General features: G+C 73.0%; 23 protein-coding genes. 12 read left to right on the top strand and 11 right to left on the bottom strand.

Annotated features, from left to right (window positions below; translation table 11 throughout):
* Positions 1-15: 15 nt before the first annotated feature.
* Together ACF09J_RS18630 and ACF09J_RS18625 are read left to right on the top strand one after the other, a co-directional pair.
* The gene (locus tag ACF09J_RS18630; protein WP_392306499.1) at positions 16-396 is read left to right on the top strand and encodes a cupin domain-containing protein; all 381 of its coding nucleotides are present in this window, start codon (positions 16-18) and stop codon (positions 394-396) included.
* Positions 393-2,039 carry an amidohydrolase gene (locus ACF09J_RS18625; protein WP_392306498.1) on the top strand — a complete coding sequence of 549 codons (1,647 nt, stop codon included), beginning with the start codon at positions 393-395 and terminating at the stop codon, positions 2,037-2,039. The genes ACF09J_RS18630 and ACF09J_RS18625 overlap by 4 nt, the downstream gene beginning before the upstream one ends.
* Before the next feature lie 9 nt (positions 2,040-2,048).
* On the opposite strand, the gene ACF09J_RS18620 is transcribed toward ACF09J_RS18625, so the two are convergent.
* Genes ACF09J_RS18620 through ACF09J_RS18605 form a run of 4 tightly spaced genes read right to left on the bottom strand, consistent with a single transcriptional unit; the run spans position 2,049 to position 8,222 of the window.
* Positions 2,049-3,269 carry a cytochrome P450 gene (locus ACF09J_RS18620; protein WP_392306497.1) on the bottom strand — a complete coding sequence of 407 codons (1,221 nt, stop codon included), beginning with the start codon at positions 3,267-3,269 and terminating at the stop codon, positions 2,049-2,051.
* Between the two features lie 32 nt (positions 3,270-3,301).
* Positions 3,302-4,525 (bottom strand): cytochrome P450, encoded by a 1,224-nt coding sequence (locus ACF09J_RS18615; RefSeq protein ID WP_392306496.1) that lies wholly within the window; start codon positions 4,523-4,525, stop codon positions 3,302-3,304.
* Between the two features lie 34 nt (positions 4,526-4,559).
* Positions 4,560-7,718, bottom strand: coding sequence for an amino acid adenylation domain-containing protein (locus ACF09J_RS18610; RefSeq protein ID WP_392306495.1), 3,159 nt, complete (start codon positions 7,716-7,718; stop codon positions 4,560-4,562).
* A gap of 48 nt (positions 7,719-7,766) precedes the next feature.
* Positions 7,767-8,222 (bottom strand): pyridoxamine 5'-phosphate oxidase family protein, encoded by a 456-nt coding sequence (locus ACF09J_RS18605; RefSeq protein ID WP_392306494.1) that lies wholly within the window; start codon positions 8,220-8,222, stop codon positions 7,767-7,769.
* 127 nt (positions 8,223-8,349) lie between these two features.
* On the opposite strand from ACF09J_RS18605, the gene argF reads away from it, so the two are divergent.
* Together argF and ACF09J_RS18595 are read left to right on the top strand one after the other, a co-directional pair.
* On the top strand, positions 8,350-9,357 hold the full coding sequence (gene argF, locus ACF09J_RS18600) for an ornithine carbamoyltransferase (protein WP_392306493.1): 1,008 nt from the start codon (positions 8,350-8,352) through the stop codon (positions 9,355-9,357).
* Between the two features lie 124 nt (positions 9,358-9,481).
* Complete coding sequence (locus ACF09J_RS18595; protein WP_392306492.1) at positions 9,482-10,933, top strand: amino acid permease; 1,452 nt, start codon at positions 9,482-9,484, stop codon at positions 10,931-10,933.
* Here the strand turns inward: ACF09J_RS18595 and ACF09J_RS18590 are convergent.
* Positions 10,893-11,339: an ATP-binding protein gene (locus tag ACF09J_RS18590; RefSeq protein ID WP_392306491.1), complete on the bottom strand. Its 447-nt coding sequence runs from the start codon at positions 11,337-11,339 to the stop codon at positions 10,893-10,895. The two genes, ACF09J_RS18595 and ACF09J_RS18590, sit on opposite strands and share 41 nt — an antisense overlap.
* A 224-nt stretch (positions 11,340-11,563) precedes the next feature.
* On the opposite strand from ACF09J_RS18590, the gene ACF09J_RS18585 reads away from it, so the two are divergent.
* Complete coding sequence (locus tag ACF09J_RS18585) at positions 11,564-12,391, top strand: enoyl-CoA hydratase family protein (RefSeq protein ID WP_392306490.1); 828 nt, start codon at positions 11,564-11,566, stop codon at positions 12,389-12,391.
* Positions 12,392-12,397: 6 nt separating this feature from the next.
* Complete coding sequence (locus ACF09J_RS18580; protein ID WP_392306489.1) at positions 12,398-14,677, top strand: bifunctional salicylyl-CoA 5-hydroxylase/oxidoreductase; 2,280 nt, start codon at positions 12,398-12,400, stop codon at positions 14,675-14,677.
* Positions 14,678-14,735: 58 nt separating this feature from the next.
* Here ACF09J_RS18580 and ACF09J_RS18575 read toward each other — a convergent pair whose 3' ends face one another.
* Together ACF09J_RS18575 and ACF09J_RS18570 are read right to left on the bottom strand one after the other, a co-directional pair.
* Positions 14,736-15,557 carry a PaaX family transcriptional regulator C-terminal domain-containing protein gene (locus ACF09J_RS18575; protein WP_392306488.1) on the bottom strand — a complete coding sequence of 274 codons (822 nt, stop codon included), beginning with the start codon at positions 15,555-15,557 and terminating at the stop codon, positions 14,736-14,738.
* A 95-nt stretch (positions 15,558-15,652) separates the two neighbouring features.
* Positions 15,653-17,284 (bottom strand): AMP-binding protein, encoded by a 1,632-nt coding sequence (locus ACF09J_RS18570; RefSeq protein ID WP_392306487.1) that lies wholly within the window; start codon positions 17,282-17,284, stop codon positions 15,653-15,655.
* Positions 17,285-17,443: 159 nt separating this feature from the next.
* On the opposite strand from ACF09J_RS18570, the gene ACF09J_RS18565 reads away from it, so the two are divergent.
* The 3 genes from ACF09J_RS18565 (at position 17,444) to ACF09J_RS18555 (ending at position 19,618) form a co-directional block, all read left to right on the top strand.
* Positions 17,444-18,583 (top strand): acyl-CoA dehydrogenase family protein, encoded by a 1,140-nt coding sequence (locus tag ACF09J_RS18565; protein WP_392306486.1) that lies wholly within the window; start codon positions 17,444-17,446, stop codon positions 18,581-18,583.
* Positions 18,584-18,664: 81 nt separating this feature from the next.
* Positions 18,665-19,069 carry a RidA family protein gene (locus ACF09J_RS18560; RefSeq protein ID WP_392306485.1) on the top strand — a complete coding sequence of 135 codons (405 nt, stop codon included), beginning with the start codon at positions 18,665-18,667 and terminating at the stop codon, positions 19,067-19,069.
* 123 nt (positions 19,070-19,192) lie between these two features.
* The gene (locus tag ACF09J_RS18555) at positions 19,193-19,618 is read left to right on the top strand and encodes a DUF6299 family protein (RefSeq protein ID WP_392306484.1); all 426 of its coding nucleotides are present in this window, start codon (positions 19,193-19,195) and stop codon (positions 19,616-19,618) included.
* A gap of 311 nt (positions 19,619-19,929) precedes the next feature.
* Here ACF09J_RS18555 and ACF09J_RS18550 read toward each other — a convergent pair whose 3' ends face one another.
* The gene (locus tag ACF09J_RS18550) at positions 19,930-20,151 is read right to left on the bottom strand and encodes a hypothetical protein (protein ID WP_392306483.1); all 222 of its coding nucleotides are present in this window, start codon (positions 20,149-20,151) and stop codon (positions 19,930-19,932) included.
* 218 nt (positions 20,152-20,369) lie between these two features.
* On the opposite strand from ACF09J_RS18550, the gene ACF09J_RS18545 reads away from it, so the two are divergent.
* A complete protein-coding gene (locus tag ACF09J_RS18545) occupies positions 20,370-21,386 on the top strand; it encodes a DNA-directed RNA polymerase subunit alpha (RefSeq protein ID WP_392306482.1) in 1,017 nt (338 codons plus the stop codon).
* 100 nt (positions 21,387-21,486) lie between these two features.
* On the top strand, positions 21,487-22,200 hold the full coding sequence (locus ACF09J_RS18540) for a hypothetical protein (RefSeq protein ID WP_392306481.1): 714 nt from the start codon (positions 21,487-21,489) through the stop codon (positions 22,198-22,200).
* A gap of 25 nt (positions 22,201-22,225) precedes the next feature.
* Here the strand turns inward: ACF09J_RS18540 and ACF09J_RS18535 are convergent, their stop codons facing one another.
* Together ACF09J_RS18535 and ACF09J_RS18530 are read right to left on the bottom strand one after the other, a co-directional pair.
* The gene (locus ACF09J_RS18535; protein WP_392306480.1) at positions 22,226-23,128 is read right to left on the bottom strand and encodes a fructosamine kinase family protein; all 903 of its coding nucleotides are present in this window, start codon (positions 23,126-23,128) and stop codon (positions 22,226-22,228) included.
* 26 nt (positions 23,129-23,154) lie between these two features.
* On the bottom strand, positions 23,155-23,970 hold the full coding sequence (locus tag ACF09J_RS18530; protein ID WP_392306479.1) for an alpha/beta fold hydrolase: 816 nt from the start codon (positions 23,968-23,970) through the stop codon (positions 23,155-23,157).
* Positions 23,971-24,160: 190 nt separating this feature from the next.
* Here ACF09J_RS18530 and ACF09J_RS18525 point away from each other — a divergent pair, with 190 nt between their 5' ends.
* Complete coding sequence (locus tag ACF09J_RS18525) at positions 24,161-24,895, top strand: carbonic anhydrase (RefSeq protein ID WP_392306478.1); 735 nt, start codon at positions 24,161-24,163, stop codon at positions 24,893-24,895.
* On the opposite strand, the gene ACF09J_RS18520 is transcribed toward ACF09J_RS18525, so the two are convergent.
* Complete coding sequence (locus ACF09J_RS18520) at positions 24,844-25,038, bottom strand: DUF1330 domain-containing protein (protein ID WP_392306559.1); 195 nt, start codon at positions 25,036-25,038, stop codon at positions 24,844-24,846. The genes ACF09J_RS18525 and ACF09J_RS18520 overlap by 52 nt on opposite strands.
* Positions 25,039-25,111: the final 73 nt, after the last annotated feature.

Here is a 25,111-nt window from a genome sequence, read left to right as displayed (position 1 = left end):
AAGGAGCAGACCCCGATGGACACCAACACCCTCGTCCCCGCCGTCGCCTTCCTCGCGGACGCGGCGAGTGCCGACCTGCCCCCCATGGCGCCCAAGCCCACCAGTACCACCGGCCAGCAGGAGACGACCCGCACCCTGTGGCAGTCGCCCGACGGGCTGGTCGAGGTCGGCGTCTGGGAGTGCGACCCCGGCCACTTCACCGCCACCCGCGAGGGCTACGACGAGGTCTGCCAGGTGCTGACCGGATCCGCCACCGTCCGCACCGAGGGCGGTGAGGACGTCGAGCTGCGTCCCGGCGCCACCCTCGCGATGCCGGCCGGCTGGCGCGGCACCTGGCAGGTCCACGAGACCCTGCGCAAGGTGTACGTGCTGCGCACCCACGGGGCCGGCGCATGACCCTCGTCCTGCACGGCGGCCGGGTGTGGACCGGCGACCCGCGGCGCCCCGACGCCACCGCCGTCGCCGTGTCCGGCGGCCGGATCACGGCCGTCGGCACCGACGCCGAGGTGCGCCGGACCGCCGGCCGCCCGGCCGAGACGTTCGACCTGGCCGGCCGGACCGTGGTGCCCGGCCTCCAGGACGCGCACATCCACCCGGTCTGGGGCGCCCTGGAGGCGCTGCGCTGCGACCTCACCCGCGCCACCGACGCCGAGGGCTGCCTCACGGCCGTCCGCGAGTACGCGGCCGCCCACCCAGGCCGGCCGTGGATCCTCGGCGGCGGCTGGAGCATGGAGTGCTTCCCCGGCGGCTGGCCCACCCGCGGCCCGCTGGACGCGGCCGTACCGGACCGGCCGGTGTTCCTGCCCAATGCCGACCACCACTCGGCGTGGGTCAACTCGGCGGCACTGGAGCGCGCCGGGATCGACGCGGCCACCCCGGACCCGCCGGCCGGGCGGATCGAGCGCGACGCGGCCGGCCGGCCCACCGGGGTGCTGCACGAGAGCGCCATGGACCTGGTGGCCCGCCTGCTCCCGCCGGACACCGTCGAGGACCAGCTCGCGGCGCTGCGCCACGCGCAGGACCATCTCTTCCGGTACGGCGTCACCGGCTGGCAGGACGCCATCGTCGGCGCCTACGGCGGGGCGGGCGACACGCTCGCCGCCTACCGGCGGGCCGACGCGGAGGGGCTGCTGAAGGCCCGCGTCACCGGCGCCCTGTGGTGGGACCGTGACCGCGGCCTCGAGCAGCTCGACGACCTGGTGGCGCGGCGCGGCGAGCCCGGCCGCCGGTTCCGGGCCGGCGCCGTGAAGGTGATGCAGGACGGCGTGCTGGAGAACGGCACCGGCGCCCTGCTGGAGCCGTACCTGGACTCCTGCGGGTGCGCCACCGGCAACCTCGGCCACTCCAACGTGCCCGCGGCACTGCTCACCGAGGCGGTGACCCTCCTGGACGCCGCCGGGTTCCAGGTGCACTTCCACGCGATCGGCGACCGGGCGGTGCGCGAGTGCCTGGACGCGGTCGAGGCCGCGACCGCGGCCAACGGGGCCCGCGAGCGGCGCCACCACATCGCCCATGTGCAGTTGGTCGACGACGCGGACATCGGCCGCTTCGCCGCGCTGGGGGTGACGGCCAACGTCCAGTCGCTGTGGGCGACCCACCACCAGCAGACCGACGAGCTGACCAACCCGCTGCTGGGTGAGGCACGGGCCGGCCGGCAGTACCCCTTCCGGCGGCTGCTGGACAGCGGCGCCCGGCTCGCCGGGGGCAGCGACTGGCCGGTCACCACGGCCGACCCCTGGCAGGCCATGCACGTCGCCGTGCACCGCACCGAACCGCCCGGTTCGGCGAACACCGGATGGCCGGGCGCCGACCGCCCGTTCGTGCCGCGCGAACGGCTGGAGCTGACCGACATCCTGCGTGCCTACACGGCCGGCTCGGCCTGGGTGAACGGCAACGACGACGAGGTCGGCCTGCTCCGCGAGGGCATGGCGGCCGACCTCGCCGTCCTCGACCGGGACCTCCTCGCCCCGGAGGCGGACGTGGCCGGCACCCGCGCCGTGCTCACCCTGGTCGCGGGGGAGGCGGTCCACACCGCGTGAGCGGCCGGCTCACCAGTTGACGGGGAGGGTGAGCGGCGACTTGCTCGGTGACTCGTCCTCCCAGATGGGGCGGTGGCCCTCGGCCAGGCGCAGGTCCGGGAGCCGGTCGAACAGCGCCTCAAGGCACACCGTCATCTGGGCCCGGGCCAGATGGGAGCCGATGCAGTTGTGCGCCCCGCGGCCGAAGGTGAGGTGGGGGTTGTCCGCGCGGCACAGGTCGAGACCGTCGGCGTCGGCGAACACGCTCTCGTCGCGGTTGGCCGCGGCGAGCACGGGCAGCACGGCGTCGCCGGCGCGGATCGTCCGGCCGTGCAACTCGATGTCCTCGACGGCCTGGAGGACGACGACACCGTTCATCACCGGGACGTAGCGCAGGAGTTCCTCCACCGCGCCCGGCAGGAGGGCGCGGTCGTCGCGCAGGCGCGCGTACGCGCCGGGCACGGTCAGCAGGGTCAGCACCGCGTCGGCCAGGAACATGGTGCTCGTGCGGTAGCCGGCGACCAGCATGGACAGCCCGAAGCTCACCGCGCTCTCGTGGTCCAGAGCGCCGCGGTCGCACTCCCGGACCAGCCGGGTGAGCATGTCGTCGCCGGGTCCGCGCCGCTTCCGGTCGAGCAACGAGGTGATGTACTCGCGCAGTTGGGAGGTCGCCTCGCGGCCCTCCTCAAGTGTGAGGATGGCGCCGAGCGCGGCGTCCGCCCTGGGCAGGAAGTAGTCGCTGTCCTCGTAGGGGATGCCGACGAGATCGCACATCACCATGACGGGGAAGGGCTCGACGTACCGGACGACCAGGTCGCCGGGCTGGTCGCCATCGACGAACGGATCGAGCAGCCGGTCGGCCGACCGCCGGATGCGCGGCAGCCGGCTCCGCACGGACCGCACGCTGAACGGCTCGCTCAGCGTCCGGCGCAGCGCGGCGTGCCGGGGGCCCTCCAGCTCCATCATCGTGACCAGGCCCGGCTCGTCCCCGGGCACATGGCCGGGGCGGGGCGGCCAGTCGGTGATGCTCGGCCTGATCAGCCGGGCGTCGGCGATCAGTTCCTTGACGTCGTCGTAGCGGGTGGCGTACCAGGCGGTTGCGCCGATCGGCAGCCTGACCCTGGCCAGGGGGCACTCACGGCGCAGCCGGCGGTACTCCTCGGGCGGGCCCATGGTGCCGGGCGGCGGCAGGGGCAGCTCGATGACGGGGACGGCGGGCACGTCGGCGGCGGGTTCCGGCCTGGTGTTCACGGGTGGACCTCCCCTGGCGCCTGCGGGTGGGCTCACCAGCCGACCGGAAGGGTCAGCGGTGACTTGGTGACGGACTGGTCGTCCCAGAGCGGCTGTTGACCCTCGGCCGGACGCAGCTCCGGGAAGCGGTCGAGCAACGCCTGAAGTCCCACGGTCAGTTCGGCGCGCGCCAGGTGCGCGCCGACGCAGTTGTGGGTGCCCCGGCCGAAGGCGAGGTGGGGGTTGTCGGCGCGGCACGGGTCGAGCCGGTCGGCGTCGTTGAACACGCTTCCGTCGCGGTTGGCCGATGCCAGCACGGGGATGACGGCGTCGCCGCGGCGGACGGTCTGCCCGCCCACCTCGATGTCCTCGGTGGCCAGGAGCAGCACGGTGCCGTTCATCACCGGCATGTACCGCAGGAGTTCCTCCACCGCGCCGGGCACGAGGTCGCGGTGGTCGCGCAGGCGGGCCCACTGTTCCGGACGGTGCAGCAGGGTGTGCACCGAGCCGGCCAGGAAGAAGCCGCTGATGCCGAAGCCGACCGTGAGCATGGACAGCCCGAACGCCGTCACCTCGTCGTCGGTCAGCGCCCCCTCCTCGCACTCGCGGACCAGCAGGCTCAGGACGTCGTCGGCGGGCCGGCTCCGCTTCTGCGCGATCAGCCCGGTCACGTACGCGCGTAGCAGGTCGGTGACCCTGCGTCCCTCGTCGGCGGTCACCATGCCGTCGAGGGCGGCGTCAAGGACCGGCAGGAACCAGTCCCGGTCCTGCCAGGGGATCCCCACCAGGTCGCACAGCACGAGCAGCGGGAACGGCTCGGTGAATCCGGCCACCAGGTCGCCGGGAGGGCCGCCCCGCGCGAACTCCTCCAGGAGCCGGTCGGCGAGTGCGCGGATGCGCGGCAGCCGGTCCCGGACGGCTCCGGCGCTGAACGCCGAGGACACGGACCTGCGCAGGGCCAGGTGCCGGGGCCCGTCCAGCTCCGCCATGGTGACCAGGCGCGGCCCCTCGTCGGCGGCCGGGCCGGGACGCGGCGGCCAGTCGTTGATGGTCGGCCTGATCAGCCGGGGGTCGGCGAGCAGCGCCCGCACGTCCTCGTACCGGGTGACGTACCAGGCGGTCGCGTCCATGAGCAGCCCGACCCTGGCCACGGGACGGCTCTCGCGCAGCCGCGCGCACGTCTCGGGCGGCCCCATGGTGCCCGGCGGCGGCAGCGGGAAGTCCAGGACGTCCGCCTCGGGGCCGGGCGCCCGCGCGCCGGGTGACTGTGGGGTCATGCTCGCTCCTCTGGCGTGGGCTACGGGCGTGGGGCTACGGGCGTTCGATGTAGCCGGTGGCGTAGAAGTACTCCAGGTAGCGGTCCAGCAGGTCCGCGTCGACGGGCGGGCAGCGCAGGCCCGTACCGGCCAGGTCACGTTCGACGTTGTCCCGCCCCACGGACGGGAAGGTGCCCTCGAAGTACATCTCCTTGACGGACATGTCCGCCTGCTTGCAGCGGTCCACGCACAGGGAGACGAACGGGGCGGTGGGGCTGGTGGGGTGCCGCGCGACATGGCGGACGAGGTCGTCCACCCACTCCTCGTAGGGGAGCCGCCGGATCCGGTGGCCGCCCGCGTCCATCCGGTCCAGCATGTCGCGCAGGCTCGCCGGGCGGGGGTTGGTCATGTGGTAGGTCCGGTGGGTGGCCCGGTGGGCGGTGGCGATGTGCACCACCGCCTCGGTGAGGAAGTCCACCGGGACGAAGTCCAGCGGCAGCGGGATGTCGGGGGCGAGACCGGTCTCGGTGATCGTCTTGAACAGCGAGCAGATCGCGGTGTCGGTGTTGCACGCGCCGGTGCGCCGGTCGCCGGTGATCTCGTACGGCCGGTGGACCGCCACCGGCAGGCCCTGGCCGGCGGCGTCCCGCAGGACCTCCTCGGCCACCCACTTGCTCTCGGCGTAGCCCATGGTGAGCCGGTCGGGGTGGTCGAGCGGCAGGTCCTCGTCCACGTGCCGCACGCCCGCGGTGCCGAAGCCGGCGAGCACCGCGATGGTGGAGAAGAAGTGCACGGGCACGGCCCGTTCGGCCGCCAGGCGTACGAGCTGCCGGGTGCCCTCCACGTTGGCGCGGCGCAATGCCTCGTACGGGTAGAGGAAGTTGACCTGTGCGGCGGCGTGCAGCACCAGGTCGAGGGTGCCGGCCAGCTCCTCGGCGCGGCCCGGTTCCAGACCGAGGCCGGGCTCGGTGAGGTCGGCGGGGAAGCACACGACGCGGTCGGCGGCCTCCGCGCCGGCGAGGCCGAAGCGGTCCAGGTTCCGCATCACCTTCCGCCGGGCGTGCGCGGCGTCGCGGCCGCGCACCGGGCAGTGCACCCGGGCGCCGGTGCGTCGCAGCAACCGGTCGAGCAGGAAGGCGCCGAGGAAGCCGGAGGCGCCGGTCAGTAGTACCTCCCGGGGGTGCCGCCAGTCCGGTTCCGGACCCCGCGGCGACGGCAGGGCGAAGCCGAGCCGCGCCTCGGCGCGGAAGTCCACGGCGCCGGCGTCCGGGGCCGCCCGGTCCCGCCGTCCCTCGACGGAGGTGAGGGTCGCGACGGCGGCGGTGAAGTCCTCCAGCGTGGGGGAGCGCAGCAGGCCGTGGACCAGGGTGCGGCCGTGCCGGGCGTCGAGTCCGAAGGCGGCCAGGGTGCGGGTGACGACCTCGGCCGCCAGCAGGGAGTCGCCGCCGATGTCGAAGAATCCGTCCCCGGGCGCCGGGTGCACGCCCAGCACCACCTGCCACACCCGCGCGACCGACTCCAGCGGCCCCTGCCCCGGCCCCGGCTGCTGCCCGTGCGCCGGGGCGGTGGCCATCTCCGTGCCCGCTTCTTGGACGCTGCCCGCCCCGGCTTCCCGGGCCGTGCCCGTAGCCGTCCCCGCGGCCGTGGCCGCGTTCGGGGTCGGCCCCGTGCCCGCCAGCAGGCGCAGCCTGCGGCGGTCCACCTTGCCCCCCGCGGTCACCGGGAACCGCGCCACCTCCACCAGCCGCGCGGGCACCGCCGCCGCGGGCAGCCATGCCGTGAGCGCGCCGCGGATGCGGCCCAGCGGCAGCGGCCGGCCGGGCCGGGCCGGTGTCACGTACCCGATCAGGCTGTCGCCCTCCAGTTCCACGACGGCCTCGCCGACCGCGTCGTCCGCGCGCAGCCGCGCCTCTATCTCGTCCGGCTCGATGCGGTGCCCGCGCAGCTTGATCTGCCGGTCCACCCGCGCCCGGTACTCCAGGACGCCGTCCGCGCGCCGTACCACCCGGTCGCCGGTGCGGTAGAGCCGCGTACCGGGCTCGAAGCGGTTGTCGACGAAGCGCTCGGCCGTCAGCTCGGGGTCGCCGAGGTATCCGAGCGCGAGCCCGTCCCCGCCGACGAGCAGTTCGCCCTCCTCACCGGCGTCCGCGAGCGTGCCGTCCGCCCGCACCACGTAACAGGTGGAGTTCTCCAGAGGCCTGCCGATCGGCACCGCCGTCGCCTCGGGCGGCAGGCCGTCCACCAGGTGCGCGGTGGAGACCACACTGTTCTCGGTCGGACCGTAGAAGTTGACCACGGTGGTGTCGGGGCAGGCCGCCAGGATCGCGCGGGCCAGCTCCGGGTCCATCGCCTCGCCGCCCGCCGAGGCGAACCGCAGCGACCGCAGGGCCGACGGCCTGGTGCGCCCGATGTGGTGGAACACCCCGGTCGTCAGGTAGGCGATGCTGACCCTCTCGGACAGCAGCCGGGACTCCAGGGCGGCCGGGGACAGCAGCTCCTCCTGATCGGCGATCACCACACAGGCACCCGCGAGCAGCGGGGACCAGATCTCGATCGTGGAGGCGTCCGAGGACAGGCCGTAGGCGTGCAGCACCCGCTCACCGGGCCGCGGCCGCTGCCACACCAGGTCGGAGGCGGCCAGCCGGACCACGCCGCAGTGCGGCACCGCCACCGGTTTGGGACGGCCGGTCGAGCCGGAGGTGAACATCACATAGGCGCAGTCCCCGGGGCGTGTCCCGGCCCGCGGGAGCGCGACCGGCGCGCTCGGCGCCGACCCGTTCAGCGCGATGCGGGTACGCACCCGCCGGATGCGGCACACACTGCCGGGCAGCGTCACCACGGTGTGCACCCCGGCGTCCTCCGCCATCGCCTGGAGCCGCCCGGGCGGGGAGGCGTCGTCGAGCGGGACGTAGGCCGCACCGGCCTTGAGGATGCCGAGAAAGGCGACCAGCGCTTCCGGGGACCGGCCCCCGCACACACCGACCCCGTCACCGCGCCGCACCCCGGAGCCCAGCAGCCGGGCGGCCAGCGCGTCGGAGCGGTCTCTCAGCTCGCCGTAGCTCATACTGCGGCCGTGCTGGACGGAGGCGGTCGCCCGCGGGCGCAGCGCGGCCTGGGAGTCGAACAGTTCATGCAGACAGCGATCGCGCGGGTACCACACCGTCCCCGCGTTCCACGCCGGCGCCGCCGGAAGCGTCGTGGCGTCAGTGACCATCGCGATGTCCCGTCTGTGCTGCGCGTGAACCGCCCGCCGCACGGAGGACTACGACTCGAACTCCTCGGCGAAGGCGGAGAAGTCGGCTGTCCTCCATCTCTCGGGCCGCATGCGGATGAGGACGTCGTCGGCCAGTTGCCCCTGGTTGGCCGCCAGGTACGCCGTCGCGGTCTCAGCGTCCAGGTACCGGTGGGCCAGTGCCTCCTGCTCGGCCCGGGGCAGCGGATCCTCGACGTCCACGACCGGCCCCTCCACGCTCACATAGCGATACGGTGCCGACTCGTCCTGCACGCAGAGGCTGAACCGCCCGGCGCCGCGAATAAGGCGGGCCTTCAGCGACTGCCGCCCGGTCGCGATCGTCACCGGACCGCCGGGTTGGTAGGAGTACCAGAGCGGGACCAGCAGCGGCCCACCGCCGTCACGAGGGTCGTCGACCCCCAGGATTCCCACGTGGAGACCGGCAAGGAACTCTTCCCGGTCTTCGGCCGACATCCTGAGATCCATGACTCCCAGAGTTCAACAGACCCGGGCGGTTCGCATCCCGGACCCCGGCCAAGCTCTGTATAGAAATGTGGAACGTCGTATAGACTTCCATGGTCCGCCCCTTTCGCCGTCCCCAGGAGACTCCCCGATGGTGCACGTCCCGACCGGTCTCACCGGCCGCCACTTCCTCAAGGAGCTGGACTTCACCGAGGAGGAGTTCCGCGGTCTGGTCGGGCTGGCCGCCGAGCTGAAGGCGGCCAAGCGGGCCGGGACCGAGACGCCGTACCTGCGGGGCCGCAACATCGCGCTGATCTTCGAGAAGACCTCGACGCGCACCCGCTGCGCCTTCGAGGTCGCCGCCGCCGACCAGGGCGCCTCGACGACGTATCTCGATCCGTCCGGGTCGCAGATGGGTCACAAGGAGTCCGTCAGGGACACCGCCCGTGTCCTCGGCCGGATGTTCGACGCGATCGAGTACCGGGGCGACAGCCAGGACACCGTCGAGGAGCTCGCCGCGCACGCCGGCGTCCCCGTCTACAACGGGCTCACCGACGACTGGCACCCCACGCAGATGCTCGCCGACGTGCTCACCATGACCGAGCACTGCGCCAAGCCGCTGCGCGAGACCGCCTTCGCCTACCTCGGCGACGCCCGCTTCAACATGGGCAACTCCTACCTGGTCACCGGCGCCCTGCTCGGCATGGACGTACGGCTCGTCGCCCCCAAGAGCTACTGGCCCGCTCAGGCGGTCGTCGACCGGGCCCGCGAACTGGCCGACTCCAGCGGTGCGCGCATCACGCTGACCGAGTCCCTCGATGAGGGCGTGCGCGGCGCCGACTTCGTCGCCACCGACGTCTGGGTCTCCATGGGGGAGCCGAAGGAGGTCTGGGACGAGCGGATCGAGGCCCTGGCCCCGTACGCCGTGACGATGGACGTGCTGCGCGCCACCGGCAACCCGGACGTGAGGTTCCTGCACTGCCTGCCCGCGTTCCACGACCTCGGCACCGAGGTCGGGCGGGAGATCCACGAGCGGCACGGCCGCACCTCCCTCGAGGTGACCGACGAGGTCTTCGAGTCGGCCCACTCGGTCGTCTTCGACGAGGCGGAGAACCGGCTGCACACCATCAAGGCGATCATGGTCGCCACCCTGGCCTGACCGGCCGTACGTCAGACCCGCGGCCCGGAGCCACCCCTTCCGCCGCCGCGACGCGACCTCCCCCCGCACGCGGGGTACACCCCGGAGGCCGCCCCGCACCACCAGAAACGAGCACCACCCCCACATGTCCGCTCCCCGCATCAAGTCCCCGGCCCTCCTCGTCTCCGAGTCCGGCGCCGACCGTGCCGGCCACGGCCTCAAGCGCACGATGGGCCTGTTCCAGCTCGTCTGCTTCGGCATCGGCGCGATCGTCGGCACCGGCATCTTCGTCGGCCTGTCCGACTCGGTCGCCCAGGCCGGTCCCGCCGTCGTCGTCTCCTTCGTCCTGGCGGCGATCACCTGTGTGTTCACCGCCTTCTCCTTCGCCGAGCTCGGCGGCGCGATCCCCGTCTCCGGATCCTCGTACTCCTTCGCCTACGCGGGTCTCGGCGAGACCACCGCCTTCCTGGTCGGCTGGTGCCTGCTCCTGGAGTACGGCATCTCCATCTCCGCGGTCGCCGTCGGCTGGAGCCAGTACGTCAACGAACTGCTGCACAGCCTCACCGGCACGCAGCTCCCGGCCGCCCTCTCCGCCGGACCCGGCGACGGCGGGGTCGTCAACCTGCCGGCCGTCCTCGTCATCGCCATGGCCTGCCTGCTGCTGGTGCGCGGAGTGCGCGAGAGCGCCCGGGCGACCGCCGCGATGGCCGTGCTCAAGCTCGCCATCCTCGTCGCCTTCTGCGCCATCGGGTTCTCCGCCTTCAAGCACGGCAACCTCACCCCGTTCTCGCCGGCCGGCCTCGGCGGCATCGGCGCGGGCACCACGGCCGCGTTCTTCTCCTACATCGGCTTCGACGCGATCACCACCGCGGGCGAGGAGGCCAGGAACCCCCGCCGGGACATCCCGGTCGCCATCCTCGTCTGCATCGGCCTGGTCACCCTGCTGTACTGCGCGGTCGCGCTCGCCGCGATCGGCGCCATCGGCGGCGACCAGGTAGGCGGCCGGCCCGCGGCCCTCTCGTACGTCGTCAACACGGTCACCGGCTCCACCGTCGGCGGCGCCGTGATCGCCTTCGGCGCGGTCGTCGCCATCGCCTCCGTGGTGCTGACCGTGACGTACGCCCAGTCCCGCATCCTGATGTCGATGTCCCGTGACGGGCTCGTGCCGCCCATCCTGCAGAAGGTCTCGCCGCGCACCTCGGTGCCCGTCGCCGGCACCCTGATCGTCGGCGTGGTCTTCGCGATCCCCGCCGCGTTCGCGTCGCTCGACGTCGTGGTCAACCTCTGCACCATCGGCACGCTCGCCATCATGGGCGTCGTCAACATCGCCGTGATCACACTGCGCCGCCGCGAGCCGGGCCTCGCCCGCACCTTCCGGGTGCCGCTCTACCCGGTGTTGCCGGTGCTCGGCGTCGGCTGCTCCCTGTACCTGATGTACGAGACCGGCTGGACCACCTGGCTCCAGTTCGCCGGCTTCCTCGTGGCCGGGCTGCTGGTGTACGCCGTCTACGGGCGCCGGCACTCCCGGCTGGCGGCCCGGGCCGAAGCCGCGGAGGTCACGCCGGGCGCAGCCGGGGCGGGCCCGCGGACAACCTGAACCACACCGCCTTGCCCGAAGCGGTCGCGCGGTGCCCGCAGGCGGAGCTGAGGGTGCGGATCAGCAGCAGGCCGCGCCCGTGCTCCTGCCAGGGGTCCGGGGCCGCGAGGCCCGGCCGGGTCAGACCGCCGGGCGGGTCCGGGTCCGGGTCGTGCACCTCGACATGGCAGCCGGTCGGCCTCAGCTCCACCACCAGCTCTATCGGTCCCCGGCCCGCGGCGTGCTCCACGGCGTTCGCGACCAGCTCCGCGGTCAGCAGCTCCGCGGTGTCGCAGTCGGCCGTGTGCTCCAGCTCCGTCAGCGCCGTCCGCACCAGGGCGCGCGCCACCGGCACGGCGGCCGCCGAGTGCGGCAGCGCGACGCGCCAGGACGACGGGTGGGACGGGGCTGAAGGGGGCTCGTACAAGGTGTGTCCGTTCGGGGCGGGGGGCCTCCCGGTGGTGGCCACCAGGTTGTCCCGCTTTCAACGAGGGGAATGGTACGGGGGCCCTCCACGCGATCTTGAGGCGGCCTCGGACCCGGGCCGCCGCTGCCGCATATCGCGTACTCGTGACGGCAGTCATGAATGAGTGATAACTTCGAGGGAGCGCGGCACAGGTTCGTGGCAGTCCCCCGAGGAGGCCCCACGTCATGAGTCCCTTCACCGGCTCCGCCGACCGCACCCCCCACTGGCGCCATCTGCGCGTCGAACGCGCCGACGGCGTCGCCACGGTCACCCTCGCCCGCCCCGACAAGCTCAACGCGCTCACCTTCGGCGCCTACGCCGACCTGCGCGACCTGCTCGCCGAGCTGTCCCGCGAGCGGGCCGTGCGCGCCCTGGTGCTGGCCGGCGAGGGCCGCGGCTTCTGCTCGGGCGGCGACGTGGACGAGATCATCGGCGCCACCCTGAGCATGAACACGTCCGAGCTGCTCGACTTCAACCGGATGACCGGACAGGTCGTCCGGGCCGTACGGGAGTGCCCCTTCCCGGTGATCGCGGCCGTGCACGGAGTGGCGGCCGGGGCGGGCGCGGTCCTGGCCCTGGCGGCGGACTTCCGGGTCGCGGACCCCACCGCGCGGTTCGCCTTCCTCTTCACCCGCGTGGGCCTCTCCGGCGGCGACATGGGCGCGGCGTACCTGCTGCCCCGGGTGGTCGGGCTCGGCCACGCCACCCGGCTGCTGATGCTCGGCGAGCCGGTGCGGGCGGCCGAGGCCGAGCGGATCGGCCTGATCAGCCACCTCACCGACGAGGGCAGCGCCGACGAGGCCGCGCGCTCCCTGGCCCGCCGGCTGGCCGACGGCCCCGCCCTCGCCCACGCCCAGACGAAGGCCCTGCTCACCGCCGAACTGGACATGCCCCTGTCCGCCGCGGTCGAACTGGACGCCTCCACCCAGGCCCTGCTGATGAACGGCGAGGACTACGCCGAGTTCCATGCGGCCTTCACCGAGAAGCGCCCGCCGAAGTGGCGGGGGAGGTGACCGGGGGTGACCGGTGTCACGAGGGTCGCGGTCATCGGCGGCGGACCCGGGGGCCTGTACGCGGCGGCCCTGCTGAAACGGCTCGACCCGGCTCGTGAGATCACCGTCTGGGAGCGCAACGCGCCCGACGACACCTTCGGATTCGGCGTCGTGCTCTCCGACGAGACGCTCGGCGGCATCGAACACGCCGACCCGGTGGTGTACGAGGCCCTGCGCCGGGAGTTCGTGCGCTGGGACGACATCGACATCGTGCACCGGGGCACCCGGCACACCTCCGGCGGCCACGGGTTCGCCGCGCTCGGCAGACGGCGCCTGCTGCGGATCCTGCACGAACGCTGCCGCGCACTCGGCGTCGACCTGCGCTTTCGCACCGAGGCGCCCGACCCCGGACGGCTGACCCGGACGTACGACCTGGTCGTCGCCGCCGACGGCGTGCACAGCGCCACCCGCGAGGCGTACGCCCACGTCTTCCGGCCCCGGGTGACCGGCCACCGCTGCCGCTACATCTGGCTGGCCGCCGACTTCGCCCTCGACGCCTTCCGCTTCGAGATCGCCGAGACCGAGCACGGCGTGGCACAACTGCACGGCTACCCCTTCGCGCCGGACGCCTCGACGGTCATCGTCGAGATGCGCGAGGAGGTGTGGCGTGCGGCCGGCTTCGACACCATGGACGAGCAGGAGTCCGTCGAACGCTGCGCCAAGATCTTCGCCGACGCGCTCGGCGGACGGCCGCTGCGCTCCAACAAGTCCGCGTGGACCACCTTCCGCACCGTCGTCACCGAGCGCTGGTCGCACGGCAACCTGGTGCTGCTCGGCGACGCCGCCCACACCGCCCACTTCTCCATCGGCTCCGGCACCAAGCTCGCCGTCGAGGACGCCCTCGCCCTCGCCGCCTGCCTGGACGAAAAGCCGTCCCTGGCCGAGGCGCTCACCGCCTACGAGGAGGAGCGCGGACCGGTCGTCGCCTCCACCCAGCGCGCCGCCCGGGCCAGCCTGGAGTGGTTCGAGAACCTGGACCGCTACCTCGGCCAGCCGCCCCGGCAGTTCGCCTTCAACCTGCTCACCCGCAGCCGCCGCGTCACCCACGGCAACCTGCGGCTGCGCGACCCCCGCTTCACCGACGCCGTGGAGCGCGAGTTCGGCTGCCCGCCCGGGACACCGCCCATGTTCACCCCGTTCCGGCTGCGCGGACTGACCCTGCGCAACCGGGTCGTCGTCTCGCCCATGGACATGTACTCGGCCACCGACGGCGTCCCCGGCGACTTCCACCTCGTCCACCTGGGCGCCCGGGCGCTCGGCGGTGCGGGCCTGGTGATGACCGAGATGGTCTGCGTCAGCCCCGAGGGCCGGATCACCCCGGGCTGCGCCGGCCTGTGGACCGGACGGCAGGCCGAGGCCTGGCGGCGGATCACCGACTTCGTGCACCGGCAGGCCCCGGACACCGCGATCGGCGTGCAGCTCGGCCACAGCGGACGCAAGGGCTCGACCCGGCTGATGTGGGAGGGCATGGACGAGCCGCTGCCGCACGGCAACTGGCCGCTGGTGGCCGCCTCCCCGCTGCCGTACCGGCCGGACAGCCAGATCCCGGGCGAGCTCGGCCGGGCCCAGCTCACCGACATGCGCGAGCAGTTCGCCGCCGCCGCCTGGCGAGCCGCCCGGGCCGGCTTCGACCTGCTCGAACTGCACTGCGCCCACGGCTATCTGCTCTCCGGCTTCCTCTCCCCGCTGACCAACCGCCGCACCGACGCCTACGGCGGCTCCCTGGACGGACGGCTGCGCTTCCCGCTGGAGGTCTTCGACGCCGTACGCGGAGTGTGGCCCGAGGAGCGCCCGATGACCGTACGGATCTCCGCCACCGACTGGGCCGAGGGCGGCACGACCGCCGCCGAGGCCGTGGAGATCGCCCGCGCCTTCGCCGCGCACGGCGCCGACGCGATCGACGTGTCGACCGGACAGGTGGTCGACGGCGAACGCCCCGAGTTCGGGCGCTCGTACCAGACACCGTACGCCGACCGGATCCGCCACGAGGCGGGCGTCCCGGTGATCGCGGTCGGCGCGATCTCCTCCTGGGACGACGTCAACTCGCTGATACTGGCGGGCCGTACGGACCTGTGCGCGCTGGCCCGCCCGCACCTGTACGACCCGCACTGGACGCTGCACGCGGCCGCCGAACAGGAGTACACGGGCCCGGCCGCGGTCTGGCCGGCGCCCTACCGGGCGGGCAGCCGCCGCCCACGCACGGGGCGTACGGATGCGCCCAAGCCGCGTCTCGGGCTGGGCGGTTGAGCGGCGTCAGGCGCTCGGACCGTCGACACGGACGCCGACACCCGGAAGGCGAACGGGGTCAGAGTCCGGCGAACTCGGCGCCCGCGTCCCGCAGTCGCTCGTGCAGTCCCTGGAAGACGGCGGCCGAGCGGGCGCCGGGCCAGTCGGCGGGCAGCAGCCGCGCGGGCAGGCCGGGGTCGGCGTACGGCAGATGGCGCCAGGAGTCCAGGGCGAGGAGGTAGTCGCGATAGGCCTCCTCCGGCGGGGTGTCCGCACGCTCCTCCCAGGCGTGCAGCACACGCGCGTGCCGGTCGAGGAACGCCTCGTGCTGCTCGGCGATCGCCGCCAGGTCCCACCACCGACCGACCGCCTGGGCGGTCGGCGTGAAGCCCAGGTGCTCGCCGCGGAAGAAGTCCACGTACGGGTCCAGGTCCAGGCGTCGCAGCGTGTGCCGGGTCTCCTCGTACAGCCGGGCCGGGGCGATCCACACGCCGGGCGCCGCCGTGCCGAAGCCGAGCCCGGCCAGCCGGGAGCGCAGCACGTGCCGCTTGTTGCGCTCCGACTCCGGCACGGAGAACACGGCCAGCACCCAGTCCTCGTCACCGGGGTGCGCCGTGGCATAGATACGGCGGTCGCCGTCGTCGAGCAACTGCCGTGCCTCCCCCGACAGTTCGTACCCGGCCGCGCCCTGCGCCGTACGTGCGGGCAGCAGCAGCCCGCGCCGCTTGAGCCGCGACACCGAGGAGCGCACGGACGGCGCGTCCACCCCCACGGCGGCCAGCAGCCGGATCAGCTCGGCGACGGGCACCGGGCCCGGCGCGAAGCGGCCGTAGGCGCCGTAGAGCGTGACGATGAGGGACCTCGGGGCGTGTAGCGCCTGCTGCTCGGACACGTTGATCATTTTAGGTCTTCGGCATCACTGCTGGTCACCGGTACGGCTGGTCACCGGGGCGGCCGTGTGCGGTCACCGTCGAGCGGCGACGCGTCCGAACGCCGTCACCGCCGGCCGCCGTCGGCGCGCAGCCGGAACCGCTGGAGCTTGCCGGTGGCCGTGCGCGGCAGCGCGTCCAGGAACACGATCTCGCGCGGGCACTTGTAGGGGGCCAGCTCCGACTTGAGGTACGCGCGCAGCGCCTCCGCGTCCCGCCGCGCGCCCTGCCGCAGGACGGCGTAGGCCACCACGACCTGCCCGCGGTCCTCGTCGGGCCGTCCGACGACGGCCGTCTCCACCACGTCCGGGTGGCGCAGCAGGGCGTCCTCGACCTCGGGCCCGGCGATGTTGTACCCGGCCGAGATGATCATGTCGTCGGCGCGGGCGACGTAACGGAAGTAACCGTCGGGCTCACGGACATAGGTGTCGCCGGTGACGTTCCAGCCGTCCCGCACGTACACGCGTTGCCGCGGGTCGGCGAGGTAGCGGCAGCCGACCGGCCCCCGGACGGCGAGCAGCCCCGGCACTCCGTCCGGCACGGGTTCGCCGCGCTCGTCCTGCACACGCGCGTGCCATCCCGGCACGGGCACTCCGGTCGTGCCGGGCCGGATGTCCTCGTCCGCCGCCGAGATGAAGATGTGCAGCAGTTCGGTGGCGCCGATGCCGTTGACGATGCGCACTCCGGTCCGCTCGTGCCAGGCGTGCCAGGTGGCCGCGGGCAGGTTCTCCCCGGCGGACACGCAGCGCCGCAGCGAGGAGACGTCATGCGAGCCGAGTTCGTCGAGCATCGCGCGGTAGGCGGTGGGGGCGGTGAACAGCACGGACACCCGGTGTTCGGCGATCGCGGGCAACAGCTGCCGCGGATGGGCCTGTTCGAGCAGGAGCGCACAGGCGCCGGCCCGCATCGGGAAGACCACGAGCCCGCCGAGCCCGAAGGTGAAGCCGAGCGGGGGACTGCCCGCGAACACGTCGTCCGCGTGCGGTCTGAGCACATGGCGGGAGAAGGTGTCCGCGACGGCCAGCACGTCCCGGTGGAAGTGGACGCAGCCCTTGGGCCGCCCGGTGGTGCCCGAGGTGAACGCGATGAGCGCGACGTCGTCGGCGGCGGTGTCCACGGCCGGGTACGGCGTGCCGGGCGCCGGACGGCGCAGAAGATCGTCGGGGCCGTCACCGCCGTACGTCGTGACGACGAGCCCCGGTACCTCCGCCTTGGCCAGGTCGTCCACGGCCCGGACGTCGCACAGCGCGTGCCGGACCCGGGCGATCCCGCAGATCGTGCTCAGCTCGTGCGGGCGCTGCTGGGCCAGCACGGTGACGGCGACCCCGCCCGCCTTGAGCACGGCCAGCCAGCAGGCCGCGAGCCAGGGGGTGGTGGGGCCGCGCAGCAGCACCCGGTTGCCGGGGACCACACCGAGGTCGCCGGTCAGCACGTGCGCGATGCGGTCGACACGGGCGCGCAGGTCGCCGTAGGTCCACGTCTCGCCGACGGGGGTACGGAAGGCCGGGCGCCCGGCTTCGGTGCCGTCCAGCAGTTCGGCGGCGCAGTTGAGCCGGTCCGGATAGCGCAGTTCCGGGAGGTCGAAACGGAGTTCGGGCCACTGGTCCCCGGGCGGCAGATGGTCGCGCGCGAAGGTGTCCACGTGCGCCGAGGCCGTCGGCCGCGCGGTGCCGCCCCTGCCTGAGTCCACAGTGTCCATGGCGGTTCGCCCCCTTGTCGTGGTGGGCTCGCACAAGGAGCGTATCGTGTTGGTGACGACAGTCAACGGTACGCGATACGGTGGATCGTGCCCGTGGCGATCGTGCCCGTGGCGATCGGGGATGGCGGCCGGTCGGTCGGGAGGCAGGGAGGACGGCGAATGCCCGCATTCTCGCTCGAACCGGAACAGGCGGCCTGGCGCGCCGAGTTGCGCACCCTGGCCGCCGAACGGCTGCGCCCGCTCGCGGAGAAGGGCGAGCCGGGCCGCGTCAACCGCGCACTCCTCGCCGAACTGGGCCGACTCGGCCTGCTGGAGCGCCTGTTCACCTCCGGCGCTCTCGATCTGTGCCTCATGCGCGAGTCCCTGGCCCACGCCTGCACCGAGGCCGAGACCGCCCTCGCCCTCCAGGGCCTCGGCGCCCACCCCGTCCACGCCCACGGCACCCCCGCCCAGCGCGCCCGCTGGCTGCCGCGGGTGACGGACGGCAGCGCGGCAGCGGCCTTCGCCCTGAGCGAGCCGGGCGCGGGCTCGGACGCGGCGGCCCTGGCGCTGGCGGCCCGCCCGGACGGCCCCGCCCGCTGGCGGCTCACCGGCGAGAAGTGCTGGATCTCCAACGCCCCCGAGGCCGACTTCTACACCGTCTTCGCCCGTACGACACAGGATGCGGGCTCCCGCGGCGTGACCGCGTTCCTGGTACCGGCCGACCGCCCCGGCCTCACCGGCACCGAACTGGAGATGCTCTCCCCGCACCCCGTCGGCGCGCTCCACTTCGACGGCGTCCCCGTCACGTCGGAGGACGTGATCGGCCAGAGGGACCGCGGCTTCCGGGTGGCCATGGGCACCCTCAACCTGTTCCGTCCCAGCGTCGGCGCCTTCGCCGTGGGCATGGCGCAGGCGGCGCTGGACGCCACCCTCGTCCACACCGCCGGCCGCGACGCCTTCGGAGGCAAGCTGAGGGACCTCCAGACGGTCGCCCACCAGGTCGCCGAGATGGCCCTGCGCACGGAGGCGGCCCGCCTGATGGTGTACGCGGCGGCGACGGCGTACGACGAGGGCGCCCCCGGCGTTTCCGGCCGCGCCGCGATGGCGAAGCTGCTCGCCACCGAGACCGCGCAGTACGTCGTCGACACCGCAGTCCAACTCCACGGCGCCCGCGCCCTGCGCCGCGGCCACCTGCTGGAACACCTGTACAGAGAGGTACGGGCCCCCCGGGTGTACGAGGGGGCGAGCGAGGTGCAGCGGGGAATCATCGCGAAGGAGCTGTACGCGCGCCTGGGCGAGCGTGGGAAGGACGGGTGACCGAGTTCGTGACCGCCGACCGTGTGAACCCGCCCGGGGAGACCGTATGACCGCCGAGCCGCGTACGAATCTGGAGCCCGGATGACCGCCGAACGAGTGAACCCGCCCGTACTGTCCCCGCCCACCGGCTTCTCGCACGCGGTGGTCGCCACCGGCTCACGGCTGGTGTTCCTGGCGGGCCAGACGGCACTGGACGCCGACGGCAAGGTGGTCGGCGAGTCCCTGCCCGAGCAGTTCGAGCGGGCGCTGACCAACCTGCTGACCGCGCTCGAGGCGGCCGGAGGCACCGCGTCGGACCTGGCCCGGGTGACGGTGTACACCACGGATGTCAGCGCCTACCGCGACCACGCCGCCGAGCTCGGCCGGGTGTGGCGCCGGTTGGCGGGCCGCGACTACCCCGCGATGGCGGTGGTCGGGATCGTACGGCTGTGGGACGAGAGCGCCCTGGTGGAACTGGACGGCTTCGCCGTACTGGACGAGAGCTGATCGGGGGACGTCGGCCAAGTGGTCGACGGGCACGCGCCGCCGAAGAGTGAGGATCACGGCCACCGCCGAGGGCGCCGGGTACGAGTGGAACTTCCTGTTCCCAGCCACCCGGGAGGTTCTTCCATGCCCCTGCGTCCCGTACTCGGAGCCCTGGGCGCGGCGGCGGCCGCCGTGCTCGCGCTGAGCACACCCGCCACCGCTGCTCCGGGCGACAACGTGACCATCGACCAGACGGCCCGCCTGTCGGCGGACGGCACCGTCACCGTCTCCGGTACCTACCGCTGCTTCGACGCGAACGGCCCGGTCTTCGTCGGCGCCGCCATCAGCCAGGACCCGTCGGCCACCCGCTACGGCATCGGCGGCACCCGTGCCGTCTGCGACGGCGCCTACCACCGCTGGCAGGACTCCGGCACGGTGACGCCGAACCGTCTCACCACCGGCCCGGCCCGCGTCGAGGCCGCCCTCGTGGAACTGCGCACCCACGGCGGCCTGCCCCTGCCCCACGTCCACTCCGTACGCCGGCAGAACGTGGTGCTCCTCGCGGACTGACCGCATCCCGGACCGGGCTGCCCGGCCCTCACGGCCCCGGGCAGCCCGGACACCCGTCGGAGCTAAGCCGCCCTGGTTCGCGCGGCACGCAGGCCCGAGGAGGACCCCTGGACATCCTCGGTCAGGAAGGTCTCGTCCTCCCCGAAGTCCGGTGCCTGGAAGGGGTCGGTCGCCGGAGGCGGCGATGCCGCGGTGGCACCGCGGGGTTGCCCTTCCAGGGCGGAGAACAGCGACGTCGGATCGATGAGAGGTCTCCCTTTCGTTACAGGTCCCCGAAGGGGCCTGGCGTGCCGTGACCGGGCACAGCGGTCCTACAGCTTGGTCATCTTGGCGTACGGGCTCAGGATCCGCATTTGCGCCGAGCCGAAATCGACGAGCGCGGCGATTCCGTCCTCGACGCCGATCACCCGGCCGAGGCCGTACACGTCGTGTGTGACCTGGTCGCCCACGGCGAAATGCTTGGGAGCCGGCGTGACCGGGGCCTTGAAGGGGCTGGTAGGCAAATGACGCTTCGGTGCAGCAGGCTTTGTCATCGACCCCAGTATGCACCTACGAACCGCGCTGGTGGCCGACTCCCGGGCGCATCAGTGTGCGATCGTTGCACTCCGCTCCGGCAGGAGCCGAGCCCGCCCGCCGGCCGGCGGACGCGCGGGGCCGGGCGGTTCGGCTTCGTGGGCGGCCGATCCGCCCGTACGCTTCATGGTGTCTACGGCGTCACATAGCGGGCGCCACACACTGGAGGCAATACCCCGTGCTGATCGCTCAGCGTCCGTCACTGACCGAAGAGGTCGTCGACGAGTTCCGCTCCCGGTTCGTGATCGAGCCGCTGGAGCCGGGCTTCGGCTACACCCTCGGCAACTCCCTTCGCCGCACCCTCCTGTCGTCGATCCCCGGTGCCGCTGTCACCAGCATCCGCATCGACGGTGTCCTGCACGAGTTCACCACCGTGCCGGGCGTCAAGGACGACGTCACCGACCTGATCCTCAACATCAAGCAGCTGGTCGTCTCCTCGGAGCACGACGAGCCGGTCGTGATGTACCTGCGCAAGCAGGGCCCGGGTCTGGTCACCGCCGCCGACATCGCGCCCCCGGCCGGTGTCGAGGTGCACAACCCCGACCTGGTCCTCGCCACGCTCAACGGCAAGGGCAAGCTGGAGATGGAGCTGACCGTCGAGCGCGGTCGCGGCTACGTCTCCGCCGTGCAGAACAAGCAGGTGGGCCAGGAGATCGGGCGTATCCCGGTCGACTCGATCTACTCGCCGGTGCTCAAGGTCACGTACAAGGTCGAGGCCACGCGTGTCGAGCAGCGCACCGACTTCGACAAGCTGATCGTCGACGTCGAGACCAAGCAGGCCATGCGTCCGCGTGACGCCATGGCGTCGGCCGGCAAGACCCTGGTCGAGCTGTTCGGTCTGGCCCGCGAGCTCAACATCGACGCCGAGGGCATCGACATGGGTCCGTCCCCGACGGACGCCGCCCTGGCCGCCGACCTGGCGCTGCCGATCGAGGAGCTGGAGCTCACGGTCCGCTCCTACAACTGCCTCAAGCGTGAGGGCGTCCACTCGGTGGGTGAGCTCCTGGCGCGCTCCGAGGCGGACCTGCTGGACATCCGCAACTTCGGTGCGAAGTCCATCGACGAGGTCAAGGCGAAGCTGGCCGGCATGGGCCTGGCCCTGAAGGACAGCCCGCCCGGATTCGACCCGACCGCCGCGGCCTTCGACGCGGACGACGACACGGGCACGGGTTTCGTGGAGACCGAGCAGTACTGAACGCCGCGCCGGGGTCGCGGGGGAGCCGGATTCTCGCGACCCGACGCCGGTTCGGAAAACCGCTCGACGGGCTGAGCCGGAGTCGTCATGATCCGCACTCGTGACGACTCCGAAGCAGCTCCTGGCCAGGGCCGGCGCCCGGAACAACGCCGAGTGGTGCGCGGCGATGAGCCGATCGCACGGCTTGACGGGCGGGTTCGGGGCGCAGGCCTGGGCCGCCCCGTCCCGCCCCCCGCTCTACTACCCCGACGCGGTGACGCTGGTGCCGGGCGCCGACCGGACCGCGCTGGCGGCCCGGATCGACACGACCGCACCCGGCGCCTCCGTCAAGGACAGTTTCGCCGACCTCGATCTGACGGGGATCGGCTTCCAGGTGCTGTCCGAGGCGCAGTGGATCCACCGCCCGGCCGGTGCGCCCGCTCCCGCGCCGGAGCTCGCCTGGGCCGTGGCGGACGACCCGGACACGCTGCGCGCGTGGGCGCTGGCCTGGGACGACGGGGACGGCAACGCGGACCTCTTCCGGCCCGAACTGCTCGAAGACCCCGCGACGTTCGTGCTCGCCGGACACTCCACCGATGGCCGAGTGGTCGCCGGCGCGGTGGCGAGCCGCAGCCGCCGAGTGGTCGGAATCTCCAATCTGTTCGCGCTGGACGGTGGCCCTGACGCGGCCTGGCCGGTGGTACTGGACGCGGTGCACAGGCTGTTCCCCGCCTTGCCCGTGGTCGGCTACGAGCACGGCGACGACCTGGCGGCAGCCATCCGGCACGGCTTCGAGCCGGTCGGTCCACTGCGGATCTGGCTGCACGGCCAGTGACTTGCGAGCCGCTTCACGGCACAGCTCAGGCCCTAGGTCGAGCCGAGGGCCGCTGCCGGAACGGGGCGAGCGTGGCGCGCACGAGGTCGGCGGCGCCCCAGTCGGGGTCGAACTGGGCGATCACGGCCAGGTGCTGGCGCAGCTGGAGGATCGGCATGCGTGCGCGCCAGTCGCGGTCGAGCCCGGTCAGCTCGGCGTACAGCTCGAAGAACACGTGCGCCTCGGGCGGCGGCGCCGTGGTCCACAGATGGGCCAGGTCGACCTCGGCCCACGTGTACGAGACGGCCGGGTCGATCAGCGCGGGCCGCCCGTCGGGGCCGGCCATGACGTTCAGCGCCCACAGGTCGCCGTGCGTCAGGCACGCGGGCCTGACCGGCAGCAGCTCGGGCAGCCGGTCGCACAGCCGCTCCAGTGCCGCCCGGTCCGCGGCGTCGAGCGCCTCCTGGACGCGAGGCTCGTCGAGCCAGCGCAGCAGACGGTGCCGGGCGAAGAACTCGAACCCGTCGTCGTCCCAGGTGTTGACCTGCCGACGACGGCCCAGCCAGTTGTCCCGGTGCCACCCGAACCGGGGGTGCCGCGTGGTGGTGTGCAGGTGGGCGAGCCCCTGCGCGAGCCGCACCCAGAAGGCCTCGCTGCCCGGCCGGGGCCGCAGCGCGGACAGCACGAGCAGGTCGCGGTCGGCGAGGATGATCTCGGGCGTGGCGATGCCGCCCGCCTCGCGCAGCACGGTGAGCCCTTCCGCCTCCTCGGCGAAGGCGTCGTCCGACGGCGGCTCCCCGAACGCCTTGACGAACACCGATGTCCCGTCACCGCGGCGCGCGAGCCCCGCGGTCGCGGCAAGGCCTCCAGTGACCGGCTCGACCGCGACGACGTCGGTCAGGCCGGCCGAGTGCAGGCGTTCGAGCAGGAAGGACGTCGCGTCTGTCACGGGCGTGCTCCCGGGGCGGGCCGCTGTCAGGGAAGGTGCGCCAAGAGTAGTTCGGTCAGGCGTTCGGGTGTGCGGAGTGGCAGGTAGTGGTCGGCGTCCGGGATCGTCTCGCCGCGGGCGCCGGGGATGTCGGCGACAAGTCGTCCGGCGATCACCGCGATCTCCGGGTGGTCGCGGTCGCCGTGGACGACCAGCGTCGGCGCGGCGATGTCTCCGAGGCGTGGTTCGGCATCGCGGCCCACGGAGACAACGCAGTGCTGTTCGCTCACGACTCGCCGCTCGGCGTTCGAGGCGACCATCGTCTCGATGAGCTCCCCTCCAGGGGCCGTGCGGCCCATGGCTGCCCAGATCGTCAGCTCGAGCTCGGCCAGGATGGCCGTCTCACGCTCGCGCCGGGACGCCGCGTAGGCGGTCAATTCGGGACTTTCCGGCCAGGCGTGGCCGCTGACCGAGGCACCGACCAGGGCCAGCGCGGTGACGCGCTCCGGGTGGGTGAGGGCGAAGTCCAGCGCGGTCTCCCCGCCCATGCTCAACCCGACGAGCGCGGCTTGCCGGAGACCGAAGTGGTCGAGGACGGCACGCAGGTCCTCGACGTCGCTGAACGGCTTGCCGGGCGCTGTGGAGTGTCCCAGCCCGCGGGCGTCGTAGCGGATCACGTCGTGGCGGCGGGCCAGCCCGGGAACGACGGCGTCCCACAGACGGGAGTCCATGCCGGCGCCGTGCAGGAGCACCACCGGGCTGCCGGTGCCGCCGCGCGCGGCCCACAGCCGGCCACCACCGGGAGCTGGAACGCGGACCGCGTGGGGAGGCACGGCGGCGGGGTCGGGGGAGTTCGGTCTCACGCCGCGATCATTTCAGAGTGCTCAACCAGAAGGTCAGTGTTCGAAGCGGCCGCCGGAACGGATTCTCTGGGCCGTCCGCGGGAAAGCGGTCCTCGCCTGCGTGTGCCTGCGGTCCGGCTTCCTCACCGCGCTGAAAGATCGCCTGGTCATGGCTTATTCGCGCGTCTCGGCGGATTGAGGGGAGCGACCGATGGTCGCAGCGGAACACCCGAATCGCAGGGCTCTGCTCGCTGGTGGACTCGCGGTCTCCACGGCCGCGCTCCCGGGGTGCTCGTCGACGAGTGCCGCACCGCTGGCGGCGAGTGCTTCGCCGGAAGCGGGCCCGACGACGCCCGCCGCGGCGTTCGCGAGGCTGATGGACGGCAACAAGCGGTGGGTGAGCGGAGACCTTCAGCACCCCGACCGGGATCCCGATCGGCGCCAGTTCGTCGCCCAGGTCCAGAAGCCGTTCGGCGCGATCCTCGCCTGCATCGACTCCCGGGTGCCGCCTGAACTCCTCTTCGACACCGGGCTGGGCGACCTGTACGTGATGCGCACCGGAGGTGAGGCGGTCGAGCCGGTGGTCACGGGTTCTGTGGAGTACGGGCCCATGACGAGTGGCACTCCGCTCATCGTGGTCCTCGGGCATCAGCGGTGCGGAGCCATCGAGGCGGCGTACAGGTCTCTCCATGGCGGCAAGTCGCTGCCGGGCAACCTCGACGCGATCGTCGGGGCCCTGCGCCCGGCGTACGAACAGGCGGTCAAGGAAGGCGGTGCCGACCCGGTCGAGACGATGGCCCGTGCGCAGGCCAAGCTGACCGCAGCCGTCCTGCGCGCCAACCAGGACTTGGCCCCGCTCGTGAGAAAGGGCGTTCTCGCCGTGGTCGGCGCGTACTACTCCCTCGACACCGGGAAGGTGGAAGTCCTGGCGGGCGCGCCTTCCTGACGAAGTTTCGCCGCACGCTCACGCGGGTCGTATCCGGGACCGACGCCCTCGACCAGCACGACGTCCCCGTCGACGTGGTCGGTCCGCAGCCGCAGTATCTCCTGATACGCGGCGGACGCGTACCAGGAGCGGGCCTCGGCCAGGCCGGGGAAGGACCCGCCGTCCCGCCCTTGTAACCAGGGCGCTGTGGACTGCGTCTCCTGCCTTGAAATCTGA

This window comes from Streptomyces sp. NPDC014889 (assembly GCF_043081205.1).
Classification (GTDB): Bacteria; Actinomycetota; Actinomycetes; order Streptomycetales; family Streptomycetaceae; genus Streptomyces.
Note: the sequence above shows the minus strand (reverse complement) of the source record. Positions and strands in the feature narration are given on the sequence as shown.

Excerpts from the sequence above, each read along its gene's own strand:
- ACF09J_RS18630 (WP_392306499.1), top strand. The coding sequence starts at position 16 with ATGGACACCAACACCCTCGTCCCCGCCGTCGCCTTCCTCGCGGACGCG.
- ACF09J_RS18625 (WP_392306498.1), top strand. The coding sequence starts at position 393 with ATGACCCTCGTCCTGCACGGCGGCCGGGTGTGGACCGGCGACCCGCGG.
- ACF09J_RS18615 (WP_392306496.1), bottom strand. The coding sequence starts at position 4,525 with ATGACCCCACAGTCACCCGGCGCGCGGGCGCCCGGCCCCGAGGCGGAC.
- ACF09J_RS18610 (WP_392306495.1), bottom strand. The coding sequence starts at position 7,718 with ATGGTCACTGACGCCACGACGCTTCCGGCGGCGCCGGCGTGGAACGCG.
- ACF09J_RS18605 (WP_392306494.1), bottom strand. The coding sequence starts at position 8,222 with ATGGATCTCAGGATGTCGGCCGAAGACCGGGAAGAGTTCCTTGCCGGT.
- argF (WP_392306493.1), top strand. The coding sequence starts at position 8,350 with ATGGTGCACGTCCCGACCGGTCTCACCGGCCGCCACTTCCTCAAGGAG.
- ACF09J_RS18595 (WP_392306492.1), top strand. The coding sequence starts at position 9,482 with ATGTCCGCTCCCCGCATCAAGTCCCCGGCCCTCCTCGTCTCCGAGTCC.
- ACF09J_RS18585 (WP_392306490.1), top strand. The coding sequence starts at position 11,564 with ATGAGTCCCTTCACCGGCTCCGCCGACCGCACCCCCCACTGGCGCCAT.
- ACF09J_RS18575 (WP_392306488.1), bottom strand. The coding sequence starts at position 15,557 with ATGATCAACGTGTCCGAGCAGCAGGCGCTACACGCCCCGAGGTCCCTC.
- ACF09J_RS18570 (WP_392306487.1), bottom strand. The coding sequence starts at position 17,284 with ATGGACACTGTGGACTCAGGCAGGGGCGGCACCGCGCGGCCGACGGCC.
- ACF09J_RS18565 (WP_392306486.1), top strand. The coding sequence starts at position 17,444 with ATGCCCGCATTCTCGCTCGAACCGGAACAGGCGGCCTGGCGCGCCGAG.
- ACF09J_RS18560 (WP_392306485.1), top strand. The coding sequence starts at position 18,665 with ATGACCGCCGAACGAGTGAACCCGCCCGTACTGTCCCCGCCCACCGGC.
- ACF09J_RS18555 (WP_392306484.1), top strand. The coding sequence starts at position 19,193 with ATGCCCCTGCGTCCCGTACTCGGAGCCCTGGGCGCGGCGGCGGCCGCC.
- ACF09J_RS18550 (WP_392306483.1), bottom strand. The coding sequence starts at position 20,151 with ATGACAAAGCCTGCTGCACCGAAGCGTCATTTGCCTACCAGCCCCTTC.
- ACF09J_RS18525 (WP_392306478.1), top strand. The coding sequence starts at position 24,161 with ATGGTCGCAGCGGAACACCCGAATCGCAGGGCTCTGCTCGCTGGTGGA.